General features: G+C 68.9%; 18 protein-coding genes and 1 riboswitch. Of the genes, 7 read left to right on the top strand and 11 right to left on the bottom strand.

Annotated elements, in window-relative coordinates; all coding sequences use genetic code 11:
• The 3 genes from ACSAMQ_RS15725 to ACSAMQ_RS15715 all read right to left on the bottom strand — a co-directional run.
• Positions 1–939: serine/threonine-protein kinase (locus tag ACSAMQ_RS15725; protein WP_435396549.1), on the bottom strand; the 939-nt coding region annotated here is incomplete at its 3' end.
• The gene (locus tag ACSAMQ_RS15720) at positions 936–1,820 is read right to left on the bottom strand and encodes a GAF domain-containing protein (RefSeq protein ID WP_435396548.1); all 885 of its coding nucleotides are present in this window, start codon (positions 1,818–1,820) and stop codon (positions 936–938) included. The genes ACSAMQ_RS15720 and ACSAMQ_RS15725, both read right to left, overlap by 4 nt.
• Before the next feature lie 71 nt (positions 1,821–1,891).
• Positions 1,892–2,731, bottom strand: a complete 840-nt coding sequence (locus ACSAMQ_RS15715) for a DUF6689 family protein (protein ID WP_435396547.1) — start codon at positions 2,729–2,731, stop codon at positions 1,892–1,894.
• Between the two features lie 299 nt (positions 2,732–3,030).
• Between ACSAMQ_RS15715 and ACSAMQ_RS15710 the strand changes: the two genes are divergently transcribed.
• The 3 genes from ACSAMQ_RS15710 to ACSAMQ_RS15700 all read left to right on the top strand — a co-directional run bounded on the left by ACSAMQ_RS15710 (position 3,031) and on the right by ACSAMQ_RS15700 (position 6,594).
• Positions 3,031–5,517: a S8 family peptidase gene (locus tag ACSAMQ_RS15710; RefSeq protein WP_435396546.1), complete on the top strand. Its 2,487-nt coding sequence runs from the start codon at positions 3,031–3,033 to the stop codon at positions 5,515–5,517.
• Positions 5,518–5,642: 125 nt separating this feature from the next.
• Positions 5,643–5,954: a hypothetical protein gene (locus tag ACSAMQ_RS15705; RefSeq protein ID WP_435396545.1), complete on the top strand. Its 312-nt coding sequence runs from the start codon at positions 5,643–5,645 to the stop codon at positions 5,952–5,954.
• Positions 5,955–6,306: 352 nt separating this feature from the next.
• Positions 6,307–6,594, top strand: a complete 288-nt coding sequence (locus ACSAMQ_RS15700; protein WP_435396544.1) for a hypothetical protein — start codon at positions 6,307–6,309, stop codon at positions 6,592–6,594.
• Between the two features lie 12 nt (positions 6,595–6,606).
• On the opposite strand, the gene ACSAMQ_RS15695 is transcribed toward ACSAMQ_RS15700, so the two are convergent.
• From ACSAMQ_RS15695 to ACSAMQ_RS15680, 4 genes are all read right to left on the bottom strand, one after another.
• Entirely contained in the window at positions 6,607–7,407 is an 801-nt protein-coding gene (locus ACSAMQ_RS15695) for an SDR family NAD(P)-dependent oxidoreductase (protein ID WP_435396543.1), read from the bottom strand.
• Positions 7,408–7,543: 136 nt separating this feature from the next.
• The gene (locus tag ACSAMQ_RS15690) at positions 7,544–8,044 is read right to left on the bottom strand and encodes a hypothetical protein (RefSeq protein ID WP_435396542.1); all 501 of its coding nucleotides are present in this window, start codon (positions 8,042–8,044) and stop codon (positions 7,544–7,546) included.
• Positions 8,045–8,155: 111 nt separating this feature from the next.
• Positions 8,156–8,620, bottom strand: a complete 465-nt coding sequence (locus ACSAMQ_RS15685; RefSeq protein ID WP_435396541.1) for an SRPBCC family protein — start codon at positions 8,618–8,620, stop codon at positions 8,156–8,158.
• 60 nt (positions 8,621–8,680) lie between these two features.
• Positions 8,681–9,349, bottom strand: coding sequence for a response regulator (locus tag ACSAMQ_RS15680; RefSeq protein WP_435396540.1), 669 nt, complete (start codon positions 9,347–9,349; stop codon positions 8,681–8,683).
• A gap of 116 nt (positions 9,350–9,465) precedes the next feature.
• Between ACSAMQ_RS15680 and ACSAMQ_RS15675 the strand changes: the two genes are divergently transcribed.
• Positions 9,466–9,846, top strand: a complete 381-nt coding sequence (locus tag ACSAMQ_RS15675) for an endonuclease domain-containing protein (protein WP_435396539.1) — start codon at positions 9,466–9,468, stop codon at positions 9,844–9,846.
• 314 nt (positions 9,847–10,160) lie between these two features.
• Here the strand turns inward: ACSAMQ_RS15675 and acs are convergent, their stop codons facing one another.
• Positions 10,161–12,113 carry an acetate--CoA ligase gene (gene acs / locus ACSAMQ_RS15670; protein WP_435396538.1) on the bottom strand — a complete coding sequence of 651 codons (1,953 nt, stop codon included), beginning with the start codon at positions 12,111–12,113 and terminating at the stop codon, positions 10,161–10,163.
• Between the two features lie 328 nt (positions 12,114–12,441).
• Here acs and ACSAMQ_RS15665 point away from each other — a divergent pair, with 328 nt between their 5' ends.
• The 3 genes from ACSAMQ_RS15665 to ACSAMQ_RS15655 all read left to right on the top strand — a co-directional run bounded on the left by ACSAMQ_RS15665 (position 12,442) and on the right by ACSAMQ_RS15655 (position 16,632).
• On the top strand, positions 12,442–13,854 hold the full coding sequence (locus ACSAMQ_RS15665) for a DcaP family trimeric outer membrane transporter (protein ID WP_435396537.1): 1,413 nt from the start codon (positions 12,442–12,444) through the stop codon (positions 13,852–13,854).
• A gap of 190 nt (positions 13,855–14,044) precedes the next feature.
• Positions 14,045–15,709, top strand: coding sequence for an MFS transporter (locus ACSAMQ_RS15660; RefSeq protein ID WP_435396536.1), 1,665 nt, complete (start codon positions 14,045–14,047; stop codon positions 15,707–15,709).
• Between the two features lie 350 nt (positions 15,710–16,059).
• Positions 16,060–16,632, top strand: coding sequence for a uracil-DNA glycosylase family protein (locus ACSAMQ_RS15655; protein ID WP_435396535.1), 573 nt, complete (start codon positions 16,060–16,062; stop codon positions 16,630–16,632).
• An 18-nt stretch (positions 16,633–16,650) separates the two neighbouring features.
• Here the strand turns inward: ACSAMQ_RS15655 and ACSAMQ_RS15650 are convergent, their stop codons facing one another.
• The 3 genes from ACSAMQ_RS15650 to ACSAMQ_RS15640 form a co-directional block, all read right to left on the bottom strand.
• Positions 16,651–17,256 carry a trimeric intracellular cation channel family protein gene (locus ACSAMQ_RS15650; protein ID WP_435396534.1) on the bottom strand — a complete coding sequence of 202 codons (606 nt, stop codon included), beginning with the start codon at positions 17,254–17,256 and terminating at the stop codon, positions 16,651–16,653.
• 156 nt (positions 17,257–17,412) lie between these two features.
• A riboswitch (glycine riboswitch) is annotated at positions 17,413–17,519 on the bottom strand.
• Positions 17,520–18,286: 767 nt separating this feature from the next.
• Entirely contained in the window at positions 18,287–19,036 is a 750-nt protein-coding gene (locus ACSAMQ_RS15645; protein WP_435396533.1) for an ABC transporter ATP-binding protein, read from the bottom strand.
• Positions 19,033–19,959, bottom strand: a 927-nt coding sequence (locus ACSAMQ_RS15640) for a hypothetical protein (RefSeq protein WP_435396532.1), incomplete at its 5' end; no start/stop codon positions are given. The genes ACSAMQ_RS15640 and ACSAMQ_RS15645, both read right to left, overlap by 4 nt.

The raw sequence follows: 19,959 nt of genomic DNA, 5'->3' as shown, positions 1-19,959 counted from the left end.
AGCCGCGCCCAGCCAGCGCATGCGCGCGGCGCGGCCGCCTTCGCGATAGCCGTCGCGCGGCACCGCTTTCGCATCGAGTGCCGCGATCACCGCGGCCGCATCCTTGAAGCGGTGCGCCGGTTGCGGCCGCAGCAGCTTGTCGACCAGGCGCGCGATCCAGGCCGGCAGTTCGGCGCGCAGCGAGGTCACCGGCGGCGGCGTGCGCAGCAGGCGCTGCGCCAGCACCTCGCTGACCGTGCCGCCGGCGAACGGCAGCTTGCCGGTCAGCATTTCGTAGAGGATCAGGCCGAGCGCATACAGATCGCTGCGCGCATCGAGCGCCTCGCCGCGCGCCTGTTCCGGCGACAGATAGTCCGGCGTGCCGATCACCGCGCCGGACTGAGTCAGGCCGCTGCTCGCGAGCGAACGCGCCACGCCGAAGTCGCTGATGTAGGCGTTACCCTGCGCGTCCAGCAGCACGTTGGCCGGCTTGAGGTCGCGATGCACCACGCCCTTGGCGTGGGCGGCGCGGAGGCCTTCGGCGAGTTGGCGAGCGATGCGCAGGGCGGTGTCGACGGCGAACGGACCGTCGCGGTCGAGGCGGCGGTCGAGCGATTCGCCGTCGACGAAATCCATGCTGATCAACCAGCGGCCTTCGTGCTGGGCCAGGTCGTGGATCCGCACGACGTGGGGGCTCGACACCTGCCGCGCCAGCAACAGTTCCTGGCGAAAGCGCTCGAACGCGTCCGGGCGGTGCATCAGTTCCGGGCGCAGCAATTTCAACGCGACCTGGATGTCCAGGGCGAGGTCGGTGGCGCGATAGACCACGCCCATACCGCCGACCCCGAGCATCGATTCGATGCGGAAGCGCCCGGCCAATACGCTGCCGGGCGCGAGGTCGGCGTGTCGGTAGAGACCGGTGGCGGTCGCGTCCCGGTCGGAACCGTCCGCAGTGCTCATCCGGCCTCCCCGAGGTGGGCGGCGACGATGCGCTCCCACTGCGGCGCGGCCGGCTGGGCCTCGAGCCATTCGCTGGTGCGGCGCACCGCGATCCACACTGCCGCGCCTTCGGCGAAGGCTTCGAGCAGTTCCAGGTCGAGGGTGGTGATCGCCGGCCCCGGGCGCACTCGGTCGGCGTAAAGCACGCCGAGGGTCTGGTCGCCGTCGAGCAGCGGCAGGCATACCAGCGCGTTGATGCCGGCCGCGACCACCGAGGCGCGCGTGGCCAGCCAGGCGTCGCTGCCGACGTCGTTGGCGACCACTGCGCGGCGTTGTTGCAGGGCTCGCCGCACCGCGCCGACGCTGCCGGAAAATTCGCGGGCGCCGAGCCGGCCCGGATCGAGCGCCAGGCTGCTGTGGACGCGGTAGCCGTCGCCGGCCTCGAACAGGACGAAACCGCGCTCGCACTGGGCCAGTTCGAGCACCGCGCGCAGGCTGCCGTCGAGCAGATCGTCGAGCCGGGTCAGGCCCTGCAAGCGCATCGTGTGCGCGGTGGCTGCGGCGCGCCGCAGCGACTGGCCGTGGTCGCCGGAGGCGATCTCGGCGGCGCTGAGCGGGGCGAACTCGCAATGGACGTCGCCGAAGCGCAGCCAGTACGGCTCGCTCATGACCAGTTCGTCGACCGCGAGGCCGTCGGCGAAGCTGCCGTTCTTGCTGCCGAGGTCGCGCAGGCGCCAGCCTTCTGCATCGCCGCACAGTTCGGCGTGGCGGCGCGAAATCGACGGGTGCTGGATGACCAGGCCGCAATCGGGCGCACGGCCGATGCTCAGCGTATCGCCCGGTCGCAACGACCGGACGACCGCGGCGTGATCTGGCGGATAGGCGATCAGGCGCGCCTGCATCGGCTCATCTTAGCCTCGCCGATGCAGGAAAGGCAGGCGGCGCGGCGCGACCCGCCGATGCTGCAATGTGTTTACTGGCCGAAGTCGCGCAGGTAGGCGACGCTGAACTTCAAGGTCGCCGCCCCGGCGATCAATTCGCCGGCCTGATTGTCGAGGTCGCGGGCGGCGCGCCACCGGTCGGCGATCGGGCTGCCGGCGCGGGCGACCGCGCGGGCGCGGAACGCATCGAGCGCGGTAATCGCATCGGCGTATTGCCCCGCGGCGACCGCGCTGGCGACGGTGTCGAGCCAGGCATCGAAGCTCGGCTGCTCGGGCGGCGGCAGCAGGTCGACGCGGCCGCGCAGCCAGGCGATCTTCTGCGCGATCACGCTGCCGGTGGGGCGCAGGTCGGGCAGCACCAGGAACTGCGAGAAGCCGCCGGTGGTGCCGCGCGCGCGCACGCTGCCCGGGGCGATTTCGTCGGAGATATCGCGGAAGCTGCCGCCGAGCGGCGCCTTGAACAGGCGATAAGAACTGCCCGCGCTGTAGCTCAGCGCGTGGGTATGCACTTCGACCCGCACGCTGCGATGGAAGCTGAGCCCGCCGAGGGCCGGCGGCTCGATGGTGATCAGCACGGGGAAGGCCGGATCGAGCGGGGTCAGGCCGAGGCCCGGCAGGCGCGCGAGCAGGGCGCTGTCGCTGAGGCTGACCAGTTGCGCGCTGACCCCGAGGCTGGAGGCCTGCAGGCCGCTGGCATCGTCGAAGCTCAGGGTCAGATCGGCGAGCGGCAGGGCGGGGTCGCCGACCACGATCGTGGCGGTGGTGCCGGAGGCGTCGACGGTGACCGGCAGCGATTGCGCCGAGACGGCGGCGCTGGATACGGACAGAGCGGCGGCGGCCAGCAGCCTCCACGCGAACGCGAACTTCCCCATCGCTCACTCCGGCGTACGGCCATGCGAAACGGCAGGCTAAACCGAAATGTGATGTGTGTCTCTAGGGGATTTCACTCAGCGCCGGGCGCGCTGCCGGGCGACCGGCCGAGCGGTGCCCCGCTGCCGAGCTGACTGGGGGTTTTCCGCGTTCCCCACATAAAGACGCTCCCCGAAACCCGTACCGGCCCCTGAGGGTTTCTCCCCAGCCGATTGGGGGGAAGTCCCGATGGATCGCCGCCGGCGGCTGCGAATACTCGGTGGACGCCTCACGTCCTGGGCGTTTCCGGAGCCATTCGACCATGTCATCGCGAATTCCCCGCAAGACCTTCCGCGTCTGCGCCATCGCCGCCGGCGTACTCGCCAGCGGCGTCGCCCTGGCCGACGCCCATCTCGACCCGCAGTTGCTCAAGCGCATGGCCGCCGTCGCCGGCACCGAGCCGCTGCAGGTGGTGGTCAGCTACAAGCAGTCGAGCCCGGTGACTCCGGCCCAGGTCGCGGCGCTGCGCGCGCTAGGCATCGACCGGGGCGTGACCATGCGGACTCTGCCGATCGCCGGCGCGCTGGCGACGCCGGCGGAGATCCGCGCCCTGGCCCAGCGCGACGATGTGGCCTCGATCTACTGGAACGCGCCGCTGCGTTATTTCAACAAGGAAGCACGCGAGATCACCGGCGCCGCCCGCACCGTCGACAACCCGGGCGACTACGTGCGCGCGGTGCCGTTCAGCGGCGCCGGCATCACCGTGGTGGTCAACGACTCCGGCATCGACGCCACCCACGACGACCTCAAGTTCCGCGAGCACGTGGTCGAGAACACCCTCGGCACCACCAACCTCAACTCGCTCGACTCGATGCTGCCGATCTCCTACACCGAAGGCGTGATCAACACCGATCTCGGCTCCGGCCACGGCACCCATTGCGCCGGCACCATCGGCGGCAACGGCGCCCGCTCCAACGGCCTGTACCGCGGCGTGGCGCCGGGCGCGGACCTGGTCGGTTACGGCTCCGGCGCGGTGCTGTTGATCCTCGACGCGGTCGGCGGCCTCGACTACGCCGCGACCAAGCAGTTCAGCTTCGAGCATCCGATCCGCGTGACCAGCAACTCCTGGGGCAGCAGCGGCGCTTTCGATCCGCTCAACCCGGTCAACGTGTCGACCTACGAGTTGTACAAGCGCGGCATCGTCAGCGTGTTCGCCGCCGGCAACGACGGCCCCGGCGAAGACACCCACAACCCCTATGCGCAGGCGCCGTGGGTGATCTCGGTCGGCGCCGGCGAAAAGGACGGCGTGCTGACCGGTTTCTCCTCGCGCGGCAAGCGCGGCGAAAGCGGCCGCTTCAGCATGCCCGACGGCCGCCAGTGGACCTACGTCAACCAGCCGACCCTCGTCGCTCCGGGTGTCGACATCGTGTCCACCCGCGCGCTCACCGGCGCCCTGCCGGCGACCGAAGCGCAGCACGACGCCGAGACCCTGGCGCCGGCCTACCTCGCCCACTACACCCACATGAGCGGCACCTCGATGGCGACGCCGCACGTCGCCGGCATCGTCGCGCTGATGCTGGAAGCCAATCCGAACCTGACCCCGGCGCAGATCAAGGACATCCTCGAACGCACCTCGACCAACATGACCGGGCGCTTGGCCTGGGAAGCCGGCGCCGGCCACGTCAACGCCTACACCGCGGTGGCCGAGGCGGCCGCGCTGCGCTACGGCTTCGGCGCCACGGTCAATCCGCTGCGCGCGTTCAACGCCAATGCGATCCTGTCCGGCGGCGTGCCGAACCTGCCGTTCTCGGTCGACTTCGCGCCGGTCGGCGCGGTCGAGGAGCAAAGCTTCACCGTCGGCAGCGACATCGCCTGGGTCGCGGCGCGCGCCACCATCGGCGAGAACACCCTGGCGGTGGTGCTGACCGACCCGGACGGGATCAAGTACGGCTCCTCGATCGCCTTGCCGGTGCTCGGCGACACCGTCACCACCGGCGCGCCCGGCAAGCCCGGCGTGTGGAAGGTCAGCGTGCGCGGCGTCGGTTCGGTGTCGGGCACCAACCTCGACCCGGCCAAGGTCACCAACGGCTACGGTCTGCCCGGCACGGTCGACGGCGAGATCAGCTTCCTCAAGAGCGGCGGCTATACCGGCATGGACGACGTCGCCACGCATCCGGCGCGCTCGGCGATCGAGTTCGCCGTGGCCCACCGACTGGTCGACGGCTACTCGGACCAGCAATTCCGCCCCGATGCCACGCTCAAGCGCAGCGAACTGGCGCAGTACCTGTTGATGGGCCAGAGCGTGCGCCAGCACCTGCCGTTCAACGGCCGCTCCAGCTTCAGCGACCTCGCGCCGGGCGATGCGCGTTATGCCTACGCCGAGTCCGCGGTCGCCAACGGCGGCGCGCTGCGCGACCTGAGCCAGTCGCAGGACGGCGTGATGGGCACGCTCAACGGCGCGTTCCGGCCGAACGACAGCGTCAGCCGGGTCAGCCTGGCCTATTCGCTGGTGCAGAGCCTGGCCCTGCAAGGCGAAGCGCGCGCGTTCAACGGCCAGCTGACCGCGTTCTACGACGGCAAGCGCATCCCGGTGGACGATGCGGCGTCGATCCCGGCCAGCCTGCGCGGTTACGTGCAGCTCGCCCTCGACCGCGGGCTGATCAACGCGCGCTTCGCCGTCGCCCAGGGCCCGTTCGATCTGCAGCCGACCCTGCACGCCTACTTCGACCCCGGCAAGACGGTGACCCGCGCGGCCTTCGCCGTCGCCGCCGGCCGCTATCTCGTCGCCTACCAAAGCGCAGAGGACTGAGCGGGCAGGCAAACAGGCAGGCTCGACCGGCGGCCCGGGAAACCGGGCCGCTGTTTTTCGGCCCGCGCACCGCATCGCGGCACGTCTGGATCGCGGCGGTCGCGGTTGCGCCTACAATCGGCGGAATGGAACATCAACTCATCATCAAGTTCTGGCGCAAGTCGCTGGCCGACGAAGCCTTCCTGGCGACGATCGAGGCCGAACTGAAAGCCGCGCTGGGCGACACGGTCGAACTGGAGGGGTACGACGTCAGCGCGAAAGAGATCAATTTGTTCATGCTGACCGCCGACCCTCGCCATTCGTTCCGCCGCGCGAAAGACGTGCTGGAACGCCTGGGCCTGTTGCAGGGCATGTCGGCCGCGCATCGCCTGGTCGGCGGCGCGCGCTTCACCTCGCTGTGGCCACTGCGCGCGATGCGCAAGTTCACCCTGCCCTAGCGGTCGTCGCGACGGCGAACTCGTGCGTGCGCGCGATGCGCACGCCTCGCGATACGCGCCTTCGTTCGCGCCGAGCCGTCATGGTCAGCGCAAGCGTCGTTTCGCCGTGCCTCGTCCACGATCGAAGCATTGCGTCCGGCTGTGATAGCGATCCGGGTTTTCGCGCCCGCGATCCTGCCGTCGCGGTTGATCCTGCATTGCGCTCGCGCTTCGCACAGCGTCGCCGCCGCGACGATTTGTCCTGAGGCATGAGCCCGGCTACGATGCCGCGGGATCGCCGGCCTTGGGGAAGGCCGGCGCGACCGCCCGGCTCCGCCCCGCAGTCCCTCTTTCCGGGTAACGCATCGACAGCATGGCGACGCGCTTCATCATCGAAGACACCGATCACGCCGAACCGCTGAGCCAGCACGGCTCGCTGGCCGAGGCGTGGGTGGAGTTGCGGCGGCTGTCGGGCATTCCCTGGGATCAGGCACCGAACATCGCGCCGTGCACGGATTGGCGCACTTGCGGCCGTTCCTACGAAATCATCGAATTCGACACCTCGCTCGACCCGTGGCGCGAGGTACAGCGCGTGTCCGGCTTCGGCATCCGCGCGCTCGGCGTGGTGTGGGCGCCGGACGCGCAACGCGACGAGCCCTGAGTCGCTCGCGCCTCAATCCACCAGAAAACCGCCGGTGAGATTGAGGATGCCGCCGGTCATCGCCGCCGCGCGATCGGACGCGGCATACACCGCGCTGCCGGCGATGTCGGCCAACGTCGGCAGGCGCTTGAGCAAGGTGCTCTCGGCCGCCCCCTGCAGCATCGCCTCGACCGAGATGCCGGCCTGGTCGGCGAGCGGCTGGAACACCTCGCGGCTGTGCGAGCCGGCTTCCAGCGCTTCGGGGATCGCATGCGAACGCAGGCAGACCGTGCGGATGCCGCGTCCGCCGAGTTCCCCGGCGAGATGGCGCGAGATCGCTTCGACGCCGGCGCAGGCGACGCAATGGCCGAGATAACCGGGCCCGGTCATGCGCGCGACCGGGGTGACCAGGCTCAGGATGACGCCGCCGCGCTCGCCCATGTGGCGCGCCGCCGCCCGCGCGGTGAGGTAGTTCGAGCGGAGGTACGAATGCACCGGGTGCTCGAAATCGGCCAGCGGTAATTCGGCGAACGGCACGCCTTGCACGTGCACGAAGGCCACCGCGTTGAACACGATGTCGATGACGCCGGCCTTCGCCGCGACCGCCTCGGCATGGCGCTCGACCGCATCCGCATCGAGCGCATCGACCTGCGCGCTTTCGGCGACGCCGCCGGCGCCGACGATGTCGGCGACCACCGCATCGAGGCGCGGCCGGCTGCGGCCGGCGAGAAACAGGCGCGCGCCCTGGTACGCGAACGCGCGCGCCACCGCACCGCCGATGGCGCCGCCACCGCCGTGGATCACCGCGACCTTGCCTTCGAGCTCCCGCTTCATTGCGCCTCCGTTCCGACCGCATGCTGCGCCAGGGCGCCTGCGCGCCGACCGCGACTGCTCGGCGATGCTTGAGGCGGCCAGCTAACACCCGCGCAACGCGGTTGACAAGTTTGTGCGCGGCTTGCGCTTTCGCCGATCAGGCTTCTTCCCAGCCGATACGCGCCTCGCGCTCGCCGAGGATCAGGCGGTATTCGAACGAGAACCCCGCGCCAGGGTCGAGTGCGCCGACCTGCTCGGCGCTGCCGTCGTCCAAGGTCCGCGTCTCATACACGCCGGCGCGCAGCGCGGCCTGCAGACGCCGCGCCGCGCCGGGCTGCCAGTACTTCGATATCGCGGCGAGCAGGCGCTCGATCGCGACCTCCCGCGAAGGTGCGGGAGAGCCCGGCGCATAGATCAGGCTCACCGTGGTGCCGTAATGCACGCAGCCGCCGCTGGCGACGATGACCGTTTCGCCGTTGCTCAGCATCCATACGGCGTTGCCGCTCGCGTCGAGCCGGCCGCCGTGACGCGCGGCGACCTGCTGCATGCGCTTGGCCAGATAGGCCTGGTCGAAGTCGCAATCGCTGTCCTGCGCGCCGGCCGGCAAGGCGAACGCCAGAATGGCCGCGACCGATAACCACCGGGTTCGATGCTGCATGCGGGTGTCCTCCGGGCGGGCGGTGCGAGCACGACGACTATGCCGGCCAGGACGCAGTCCGATCAACGACCGATCGCGGCGGCCCGCTGTGCGCCGACGAACGGCGAACCCTTAGGCTTCACCGGCTTCGCAGTAGCGCTTGAGCACGGCCAAGCTGACTTCCCAATAGAAGTTCAGGTGACCGTAGATCGCGTAGTGACCGAGATTGCTCAGCTTCAACTCGAGTCGGGTGCCGTCGCCGCCCGGGTGCAGCAGCAGTCCGATCCCGACATGGTTCTCGGGCAGGTCGGCGAGCGTTCGCCGCGACAGCGAACTCCAGTGGGTGTATCCGAGTGCGCGCTCGCGTTCGAATACGCGCACGACACCATGGTTTTCGAAGCGCAACCGCCCGTGCAGCAGGCCGCGGAGCAGGATCGGGCCGCCGACGCTCCAGTCGGTGACGACTTCGAGCGGTTCTTCCGACATCCATGCCGCCATGCGCTCGGGATCCGTCAGCGCCTGCCAGACCGTCGCGGGAGCGGCCTGGATCTGGATGGTCTTGGTGACCGGATCGGGAAAGTTCGGGCCTGGGTCCATCGGCGGTCGTTTCAGATCGGTGGGACAAAGCGCGCGGCGCAGATTGCGTCGCCGCCTCGCCTACTCGGCCTCTTCCGGCGGCGGCACGATCGCGCTGGGGTCGAGCGCGAGACGTCCGGCGATCAACACCGCCTGGGTGCGGTTGTTGGCGCCGAGCTTGCGCAGGATCGCGGTGACGTGGGCCTTGACCGTCGCTTCGGAGACGCCGAGCTCGTAGCCGATCTGTTTGTTGAGCAGGCCGGCGCCGAGCATCTGCAGGACGCGGAACTGCTGCGGGGTGAGGTCGCGCAGGCGCTGCGCGGCTTCGTGTTCGTCGGCGTTCGCGGCCGGCGCGGCGAAGGCTGCCGCCGGCGCCCAGCGGTCGCCGTCGAGCACCGTGGTCAGCGCCGCGCCGAGCGTCGCCGCATCGGCGGACTTGGGGATGAAGCCGACCGCGCCGTGATCGAGCGCGCGGCGCATCGTCGCCGGCTCCTCGCGCGCCGACACCACCACGATCGGCAACTGCGGATGCAACGCGCGCAGATGCACCAGCGCGCTGAAGCCCTGCGCGCCGGGCATGTTGAGGTCCAGCAGCAGCAGGTCGGCATCGGATTCGGCCTCGACCAGCGCATACAGCGCGTCGACGCTGTCGGCTTCGCGCAGGGCCGCATCCGGCAGCACCCGCGCCACCGCGCCGCGCAAGGCCTCGCGGAACAGCGGGTGGTCGTCGGCGATCAGCAGGGTCGGCATGGGGCGGGCCTGGTCGGGGGAAGGGCGCTGCGGACGACGTACATGGCAGGAATCTTACGTCCTATGGGGGGCGGGTCCGCTATTGGACGATGGGTGAAGCCGGGTGAACTGTGGGTATGCATTCGTATGAACGCGGTCTCAAAACGCCCGCGCGCCGCCTGCGAGGCGACGCCAGCGCCGCCGAACAGCGGTTGTGGTGGCTGTTGCGGCGCAAGCAGATACTCGGCGTGCAGTTCTACCGGCAGAAGCCGTTGCTGCGTTATGTGGTCGACTTCTATGCGCCGGCAGCGGCGCTGATCGTCGAAGTCGATGGCGCGCAGCACATGACCGAGTCTGGCCTGGCGGCGGATGCAGGAAGGACGGTCGCGTTGGAGATGCTCGGGCTGAAGGTGATCCGCTTCGACAACCTGCAGGTGCTCAGGGAAACGGCTGCGGTGATGGAGGAGATACATCGGGTGGTGCTGGAACGTCTGAGACTAAGCCGCGTTGAAAGCTGACAGCCGAAGCAAATCCCCCCGCCCCCCCCTTTTTCAAAGGGGGGAACAGCAACAGCACGGGTATACCAATGCCAGCTTGAGTCGACGCTTGAAGTGGAGCTTGAAGTGGAGCTTGAACTGTCCAAGCAAGGCCATTCGTAGCCTCGCTCACGAATCACCCAGCCCATGAATAACCTTCCTACCGAATCCCCCCTTTGAAAAAGGGGGGCCGGGGGGATTTGCTGTTGCTGTTGCTGTTGCTGTTGTTACTACAACCGCCCCACCGCAACCAGCACGACCGCGATAACAGCCGTGCCAGCCAGGCAGTGACGCTCTTATCGTCCCAGTCGCTCGCTCACCAGGCTCTCGACCACCGACGGGTCGGCCAGGGTGCTGGTGTCGCCGAGTTGGTCCGGAGCGTTCTCGGCGATCTTGCGCAGGATGCGGCGCATGATCTTGCCCGAACGGGTCTTCGGCAGGCCGGGCGCCCATTGCAGATGGTCGGGGGTGGCGATCGGGCCGATTTCCTTGCGTACCCAGGCCACCAGTTCCTTGCGCAGTTCGTCGTTCTGCGCTTCGCCGGCGATCAGGGTCACGTAGGCGTAGATGCCCTGGCCCTTGAGGTCGTGCGGGAAGCCGACCACGGCCGCTTCGGCGACCTTGGGATGCGAAACCAGGGCGCTCTCGACTTCGGCGGTGCCGATGCGGTGGCCGCTGACGTTGATGACGTCGTCGACGCGGCCGGTGATCCAGTAATAGCCGTCGGCATCGCGGCGGCAACCGTCGCCGGTGAAATAGTTGCCCGGATAGGTCTTGAAATAGGTCTCGATGAAACGCGGGTGGTCGCCGTAGACGGTGCGCATCTGGCCCGGCCACGAATCCTTCAGCACCAGGTTGCCCTCGGCCTCGCCTTCGAGTTCGCCGCCGTTGGCGTCGACCAGGGCCGGCTGCACGCCGAAGAAGGGCTTGCTCGCCGAACCGGGCTTGAGGTCGATCGCGCCGGCCAGCGGAGTGATCAGGATACCGCCGGTCTCGGTCTGCCACCAGGTGTCGACGATCGGGCAGCGCGAGTCGCCGACCACTTCGTAATACCAACGCCAGGCTTCGGGGTTGATCGGCTCGCCGACCGTGCCGAGCAAGCGCAGCGAGGCGCGCGAGGTCTTCTTGACCGGCTCGTCGCCGTCGCGCATCAGCGCGCGGATCGCGGTCGGCGCGGTGTAGAACACGCTCACCCGGTGCTTGTCGATCACGTTCCAGAAACGCGACACGTCCGGGTAGTTCGGCACGCCCTCGAACACCAGCGCGGTGGCGCCGTTGGCGAGCGGGCCGTAGACGATGTAACTGTGGCCGGTGACCCAGCCGACGTCGGCGGTGCACCAGTAGATGTCGTCCTCGCGCAGGTCGAACACCGCCTCGTGGGTGAAGCTGGCATAGACCAGATAACCGCCGGTGGTGTGCAGCACGCCCTTGGGCTTGCCGGTGCTGCCGGAGGTGTAAAGGATGAACAACGGGTCTTCCGCGTTCATGCGTTCGGGCTCGCAGGTCTCCGGCTGGCCTTCGACCACTGCGTCGTACCAGCGGTCGCGCGGCATCTGCATGTCGACCGCGGCGCCGGTGTGGCGCACCACCAGCACGGTCTCGACCGAGTTGGTGCCGGGCAGCTTCAGGGCCGCATCGACGTTGGCCTTGAGCGGAATCTTCTTGCTGCCGCGCAGACCTTCGTCGGCAGTGATCACCAGCTTGCTGGCGCAGTCGGCGACGCGGTCGGCGATCGAGTTCGGGGCGAAGCCGCCGAACACCACCGAGTGGATCGCGCCGACCCGCGCGCAGGCGAGCATCGCCACCACCGCCTCGGGAATCATCGGCAGGTAGATGGTGATGCGGTCGCCCTTGCTGACGCCGAGGTTGCGCAGCGCATTGGCCAGGCGGCACACGCGCGCATGCAGCTCGCGGTACGTGATGTGCTCGGCCGGCAGGTTCGGATCGTCGTGCTCGAACAGCAGCGCGGTCTTGTCGCCACGCTCGGCCAGGTGGCGGTCGAGGCAGTTGACGCTCGCGTTGAGCTCGCCGTCTTCGTACCAATGGATGCGGAAGTCGGCCAGATCGTAGCTGACGTTCTTGATCTTGGTCGGCGCCTTGAACCAGTCCAGGCGCTTGGCCACGCCGCCCCAGAACGCGTCGGGGTCGGCGACCGATTCGGCGTAGAGACGCTCGTAGTCTTCGCGCCGGTAGCGCGACTTCGCAGCGAAGTCCGCGTCGGTCGGATAGACGGTGACGGGGTGGGTCATGAGTGGGGGCTCCGTGGGCTGGCAGTGTCGAGGCGCGGGCTTCGTTATAGCCGACCCGGCGCGCGACGCCTATGCCGCGATCGTTCCCGGTCGGTCCGGATCCGCGTCGCGGCGAGCAGGGCTTGCGCGCGGGCGCGCGAGGTCGCCCAGTGTGCCGCATCCGTCGCGACCGCCGCGGCCGCGGCGGTTTAGACCTTGGTCGTAACTCGGTCGCAAATGGGGAACTGAATCGCGGCGTTACGACCAATGGCGAATGGTGAAGCCGTCGCGGCGGCGCGCAGGCTGGCCGCAGCCGCACGTACCGCGCGGCGTTCCTCGGGAGGGAATCATGACGTTCACTAGTGTGTTCACGCGCACGGCACCGCAGCGCGCGGCAATGCGACGGCGGCCCCTGGCCGCGGCCTTGCTGGTCGCCCTGGCGCTGCCCGGACTGGCCTTCGCGCAGACGGCGAAGGAAAAAGAACTCGAAACCCGCGTCGCCGAACTCGAGCGCATGGTCCAGCAGCTGGTCTCGCAACAGCAGCAGGTGCAGACCCAGGTCACCGAGGTCAAGGCCGCGCAGGCCGCCGCGCCGACCGCGACCGCGGCGACGGCTGCCAAGCCGGGCATCCAGAGCACGCCGATCTCGACCGCCGGCAACCCCGGCACCCGTTTCAGCTACGGCGGCTTCATCAAGCTCGACGCCTCGGTCACCCAGACCAACGACGGCGACATCGCCGACGGCTCGGTAGGACGGCTGTTCTACGTGCCCAAGGCCATCCCGGTCGGCGGCGCGGCCACCCGCGAAGGCGGCAGCGACACCGACATGGGCGCGAACTTCTCGCGCTTCTGGTTCGCCGCCGATACCGACCTGGAGAGCGGCGACAAGCTCAAGGGCTATCTGGAATTCGACCTGTTCGGCGGCGGCACCACCGCATTCACCGGCAACGAGGTCGCCACCAACACTTATGCGCTGACCCTGCGCCAGGCCTACGTGACCTGGAACAAGTGGATGGCCGGCCAGGCCTGGTCGAACTTCCAGGACACCGCGGCGCTGCCGGACACGGTCGACTTCCTCGGCCCCACCGAGGGCACGGTGTTCGTGCGCCAGGCGCAGTTGCGCTACACCAGCGGGCCGTGGTCGTTCTCGATCGAAAACCCGGAAACCGTGTACACGCCGTTCCGCGGCAACATGGCCCAGGTCGCCGGCGACGACGGCGCGGTGCCGGACGTGACCGCGCGCTACACCGCCAAGGGCGACTGGGGCCACTTCAGCGTCGGCGCGCTGGCGCGCCAGCTCAAGTACCAGTCCGGCCGCGCCAACGACAGCAACTCCGGCTACGGCCTGAGCCTGTCGGGCAAGTGGAACCTCGGCGCCAAGGACGACCTGCGCTATATGGTCACCGCCGGCAGCGGCATCGGCCGTTACGTCGGCCTGGCGCTCAACAACGACGCGGTGCTCGACGCCAGCGGCGACCTGGAGAACATCGACCTGGTCTCGGGCTTCGTCGGCTGGCGCCACGTGTTCACCCCGAAGCTGCGCGGCAATCTGTTCTATTCGCGCGCCGAGTACGACAACGAGACCGCATTGACGGGCCTGGGCATCACCAAGTCGGCGCAATCGGCCCACATCAACCTGATCTATACCCCAATCCCGAAACTCGACGTGGGTGCCGAGTACATCTGGGGCCAGCGCGAGATCGAAAGCGGCGACCGCGGCGAGATCAACCGCCTGCAGACCCACGTCAAGTACAGCTTCTGACCGCACGGCGCGGCGTTCGCGCCGCGCCATCGTCGTGCCCGCGAGAGCGGGATCCGGGGCTCCCGTGCGCAAGCGCCGAAGGTCCCTGGAACCCCGCCGTCGCGGAGAGCACGAAGCAAGGATTCATCGCAACATCCAATCGCCCCGGCGGGCCCCGGCCCGCTCCTCTCCACTGTTCGGGGGAACAGACATGTCCAGCATCACCGCAAACCCGGCGACGCCCAGTGCGCCGCTGACCAAGGGCCACAAGAAGGTCATCTTCGCGTCCAGCCTCGGCACCGTGTTCGAGTGGTACGACTTCTACCTCTACGGTTCGCTCGCCGTGATCATCGGCAAGCAGTTCTTCGGCGGCCTGAACGAGACCAGCCAGTTCATCTTCGCCCTGCTCGCCTTCGCCGCCGGCTTCGCGGTGCGGCCGTTCGGCGCGCTGGTGTTCGGCCGCCTCGGCGACATGATCGGGCGCAAGTACACCTTCCTAGTCACCATCGTGATCATGGGCCTGGCGACCTTCCTGGTCGGCGTGCTGCCCAGCTACGCCACCATGGGCATCGCCGCGCCGATCATCCTGATCACCCTGCGCCTGTTGCAGGGCCTGGCGCTCGGCGGCGAGTACGGCGGCGCGGCGACCTATGTCGCCGAGCACGCGCCCAACGGCAAGCGCGGCTTGTACACCAGCTTCATCCAGACCACCGCGACGCTCGGTCTGTTCATGTCGCTGCTGGTGATCTGGGCGTGCCGCAACTACCTCGGCAAGGAAGACTTCGAGTCCTGGGGCTGGCGCATTCCGTTCTGGGTGTCGGTGCTGCTGCTCGGCGTGTCGGTGTGGATCCGCCTGCAACTGGCCGAATCGCCGCTGTTCCAGCAGATGAAAGCCGAGGGCAAGACCTCCAAGGCACCGATCACCGAGAGCTTCTTCTCCAAGAACGGCAAGATCGCCCTGCTGGCCCTGCTCGGCGCCACCGCCGGCCAGGCCGTGGTGTGGTACGGCGGCCAGTTCTACTCGCTGTTCTTCCTGACCAAGACCCTCGGCATGGACCCGAACCAGGCCGACATCTTCATCGCCATCGCCCTGGCCCTGGCCACCGGCGGCTTCATCCTGTTCGGCTGGCTGTCGGACAAGATCGGCCGCAAGAAGATCGTACTGGCCGGCTGCCTGATCGCAGTGTTCACCTACTTCCCGGTGTTCAAGGCGCTGACCCATAACGTCAACCCGGCGCTGGAAGCCGCGGTCGCCGCCTCGCCGGTCACCGTCACCGCCGATCCGGAGCGCTGCGCGTTCCAGTTCGACCCGGTCGGCAAGGCGACCTTCAAGCAGTCCTGCGACATCATCAAGTCGGCGCTGGCCAAGAAGGGCATTCCCTACGTCAACGCAGCCGGCCCGGCCGGCAGCGTGGCCACGGTCAGCATCGGCGGCGCCAGCCTGAGCAGCTTCGAGGGCGAGTCGCTCGACAGCGCCACGTTCAAGACCCAGTCGGACGCCTTCGGCAAGCAATTGACCGACGCGCTGCAGACTGCGGGCTATCCGGCCAAGGCCGACCCGGCGCAGATCAACAAGCCGATGGTGATCGCGCTGCTGACCTTCCTGGTGCTGCTGGTCACCATGGTCTACGGCCCGATCGCCGCCTGGCTGGTCGAGCTGTTCCCGACGCGCATCCGCTACACCTCGATGTCCTTGCCCTACCACATCGGCAACGGCTGGTTCGGCGGCTTCCTGCCGTTCACCGCCTTCGCCATCGTCGCCGCCACCGGCGACATCTACAGCGGCCTGTGGTATCCGATCATCGTCGCCTCGATGACGGTGGTGATCGGCGCGCTGTTCCTGCCGGAAACCAAGGATCGCGATATCACGGCGTGAGTCAGTTGCGTTGATGTTTCGAGCGAACGCCGGCCTTGGGGCCGGCGTTTTGCTTTTGCGTTGGACTCGGGGCTTGGGGCCCGAAGAACCGGGACTCGGGACTCGGGACTCGGGACTCGAAGAGCATGGATTCGAATCGCGTGAGCTGCATCGGCCTCGCCCAGTCTTATCAACCGGTTGCCGCGATACTCGTCACTGCAATCCATCTAAAGGGCTGAATCGTTCAAGCAGATGCTGCATGCCGCGCTCGGCGCTTTTGCTTTAGCCTTCCGAATTCCGAATTCCGAATTCCGAATTCCGAATCCCGAGCCCGACCCGAGCCCGAGTCCCGAGTCCCGAGTCCCGAGCCCATGCTGATTCAAGAGATCCGCGCCTGCACCCTATGCGCTGCGCACCTGCCGCACGGGCCTCGGCCGGTGGTGCAGGCGGACCCGCGGGCGAGGTTGTTGATCGCCGGGCAGGCGCCGGGACGCAAGGTGCATGCCTCCGGGATTCCATTCGACGATGCGAGCGGCGAGCGCTTGCGCGACTGGCTCGGGCTGGACCGCGCCACGTTCTACGACGAAACGCGGGTGGCGATCGTGCCGATGGGGTTTTGCTATCCGGGCACCGGCGCTTCGGGCGACCTGCCGCCGCGGCCGGAATGCGCGGCGACCTGGCACCGCCGACTGTTGCCGCAGCTGCGCGCCGTACGCCTGACCCTGGCGGTGGGCCGCTACGCGCAGCTGTGGCACCTGCCCGAGGCCGGGGCGACCTTGACCGAAGCGGTCGAGGCTTGGCGCGCGCAATGGCCGCGGGCGGTGGCCTTGCCGCATCCGAGCCCGCGCAACCAGGCTTGGCTCAAGCGCCATCCCTGGTTCGCGGCCGAACTGTTGCCGGCGCTGCGCCAACGCATCGCCGAGGTGCTCGGCGAGACCTCGTGACCGCGCCGCCGGCGGCGCTCAGGGATGGACGAACTTCGGCATCTCCCATTCGTAGCGGATCGCCAACAAACGCAAGGCGAAACCGCCGCCAAGACACAGCAGCACGCTGAGGTTCTCGGCGACGCCGAAGCGCAGCATCGCCAGATAGGCCACGCCGGTCAGCAGCGAGATCACCGCGTACAGCTCGCGCTGGAACACCAGCGGGATCTCGTTGCACAGCACGTCGCGCAGCACGCCGCCGAAGGCCCCGGTCAACATGCCGGCGATGACGACGATGGCCGGCGCGTGCCCGCCTTCGCGCGCGACCGAGCAGCCGATCAGGGTGAAGGCGATCAGGCCGAGCGCATCGAGCCAGAGGAAGGCGCGACGCAAGCGGTGCAGTTTCTTGGCCAGGAAAGTCGCCGCGATCGCCGCGCCGATGGTGTAGCCGAGGTACTCGGGATGACGCACCCAGCCGAGCGGATAGTGGCCGAGCACGATGTCGCGCAGCGAACCGCCGCCGAGCGCGGTGACGCTGGCGATGATGACCACGCCGAACAGGTCCATGCGCCGCTTGCCGGCGGCGAGCGCGCCGGTCATGGCTTCGGCGCTGATGGCGATGAGATAGATCAGTTGCAGCAACACGGCGGTTCTCCGTCGGAGGGGCACGAACGAACCGCGGCCGGGCACGAAGACGCGAACGCGCCGCTGCGGCGAGCACGCAGCGGCCGGGCGGCACGACATGCGCGCGGCCATGGGCCGCACCGCCTGCCTGTCTCCGTGGCCCGAAGGCCGCGGTGCCGCTCCCGCTGTCCTTTTACCTGAGAGTTTGGGCGGCGCGCTGTCGCGACAGCGGCCGCTTGCCCCTTCGGTGGGCCGCATCGCGGCCTCTCTCCAGATCGGCGTGTTCGTTGCAGTGTTCCGGCCGCGAGGGCCGAGCCTGAGCGATTATGGGAGCCTGCGCCTTCGGCGGGCAGCGGCCATCGGCCGGCGCCACTCTTCTGCAACGGTGGGCATGGTAGCAGCCCATCGCCGCTCCGATGAGCGCTCGGTCATGCCCGTCCGGGCTCTTGGGCTCTTGGGCTCTTGGGCTCTTGGGCTCTTGGGCTCTTGGGCTTTTGGGCTTTTGGGCTCCTGGGCTCTTGGTTAGGAGTGGGGCAAGCCGCGACCGCGCCATGACGTCTACGACGCTACTGGCGGAAGGCGATGATGGTGAGATGGGCCGATAAGCGTTGAGCTGCGTGGCCAAATCCCCCCCTCTCGAAGGAAGAATCGTCGTGTCGGTTCGGTCGGTTTGGATCGCTGCGCGATCGTTTGCAGTGTCGCAGTCGCGGCTCGCGCCGCTCCTACCCCGGCCCCGGTCGCGACGCAGCGGCTCTTGGGTAGGAGCGGCGCAAGCCGCGACCGCGCCACGGCGTCTACGACGCTACTGGCGGAAGGCGATGATGGTGAGACCGGCCAATGGCGATGAATTGCAGGACAGGGCAAATCCCGCCTGCCCTCCTTCTCCAAAGGGGACTCGTCTGGCCGGTTCGGTCGGTTTGGATCGCTGCGCGATCGTTTGCAGTGTCGCAGTCGCGGCGTCCACGAAGCGCCAGGCCGTAAGCGACGATGCCACCGCCATAGGACGACGGCAACGCACCGCCATACGACAACGACGCACCGCCACCGCCAACTAATCCGCAACCGCAGGCCGTTCCGCCGCCAGGGCCTCCACCATCGACTGCTCCAGCGATCGCCGCGGGTCGGCACGGATCGCGTCGAGTTCGTCGGCCTGCCAGTCGCGGCGAAGGCGGCCGTCCATCAGCAGCAGAGCGCGACTGATGAAGCGTTCGGCGACATCGAGCGAATGGGTCGCCAGCAACACCGCAGTGCCGCGCTCGTGGGCGAGCTGCTGCAGATGACGCTTGAGTGCGTAGGCGCTGAGCGGGTCGAGTCCGTTGAGCGGTTCGTCGAGCACCAGCAGCGGCGGCTCGCCGAGCAGGCCCAGCGCGATCGCGAGTTTCTGGCGGGTGCCGAGCGAGTACTGGCCGATGCGGCGATCCAGCATCGGCGCCAATGCCAGGGTCTCGGCCAGCGCCAGGGTCGGCGCGGGTATCTCGCTGAGTTCGCGGGTGCCGGCGAACAGGCGCAGGCATTCGCGCCCGGTCAGCAACGGCGGCAGCCGCGCCGGGTCGACCGCGAAGCCGAGCCGGCGCCGCGCCTGCAGCGGTTCGCGTGCGAGATCGTGGCCGCCGATCAGCACCCGCCCGGCGCTCGCCCGCTGCAGGCCGGCCAGGCAGTGCAGCAAGGTGGTCTTGCCGGAACCGTTCGGCCCGATCAGGGCGGCGAATTCGCCGGCGTGCAGGCGCAGGTCGATGCCGTGCAGCACGGCGTGCTCGTCGTAGCGGTGCTGCAGGCCTTCGAGTTCGAGTAGGACCGTCATCGCGACAGGGACCGATGTAAGACGGGACGCAGCGCAAGCCAGGCCGGCGCCGAAAGAACCAGCAGGATCGAGAACAATACCGGCGCGGCGCGCCAGCTCAGGCCCAACAGCGCGGCGCCGCCGCCTGCGAACGCCACCGCGCAGACGAAGGCGAAGGCCGGATAACGCCAGGCGGCCCGCGCCAGCCGGCGGGGCGCGCGCGGGGTGCTCGCCAGCAGGGCATCGGCGCCGAGGGTCGCCGCGACGCAGGCCTGCAGGATCAGGCTGAACCAGGCCAGCGCGATGGCGATCAGCAGCACGCCGAGGCCGCTGCCGAGGCCGGTGGAACTCGGCAGGCCGAACAGCACCGCGCCGATCATCCAGGCGTGGCCGCCACGCCGCCAACGCAGCACGCCTTCGCGCCGCTGCCAGTCGCTGAGGTGCGGCAGCCGCGCATCGTCGAGCCAGGCCAGGCCGAACAGCGGCTGGCGCGCACCTTCGCGCAGGCGGTGATGAGGATGACGGCGATGGCGCAGCGCCGCGAACAATCCGAGCACGGCGCCGAACGCGAGCCCACCGTCGACGATCCAGTACGCGGCGCGCAGGCTGGCGGGCTCGCCGCCGCAGGCGGTCAACACCGCGGCGGCGAACGCCATCGCCGCCAAGGTCGCCAGGCCGGCCAACAGGACCAGGCTGCGCGTCGCCCGCGCCGGCTCGATCGGCGCCGCCGCCCACCAGCCCAGGCGCAGGTAATCGTCGAGGGCGATCGACCTTCCGCGAGCGACCGCGTAGGCGAGGGCGATCGCGAGCAGGCCGAACGGCAGCGGCAAACGCTCGATCAGGCGCGGCAGAGCCGCGGCCAGCACCGCGGCGTCGCCGCCCCAGCCGCGCAGCGACAACGGCACGGCGATCGCGGCGGCCGCTGTCGCGAGCAGGGCCCGGCC

This window comes from Lysobacter sp. 1R34A (genome assembly GCF_051217035.1).
GTDB lineage: Bacteria > Pseudomonadota > Gammaproteobacteria > Xanthomonadales > Xanthomonadaceae > Lysobacter.
This window is presented reverse-complemented; position numbering and strand designations above follow the sequence as displayed.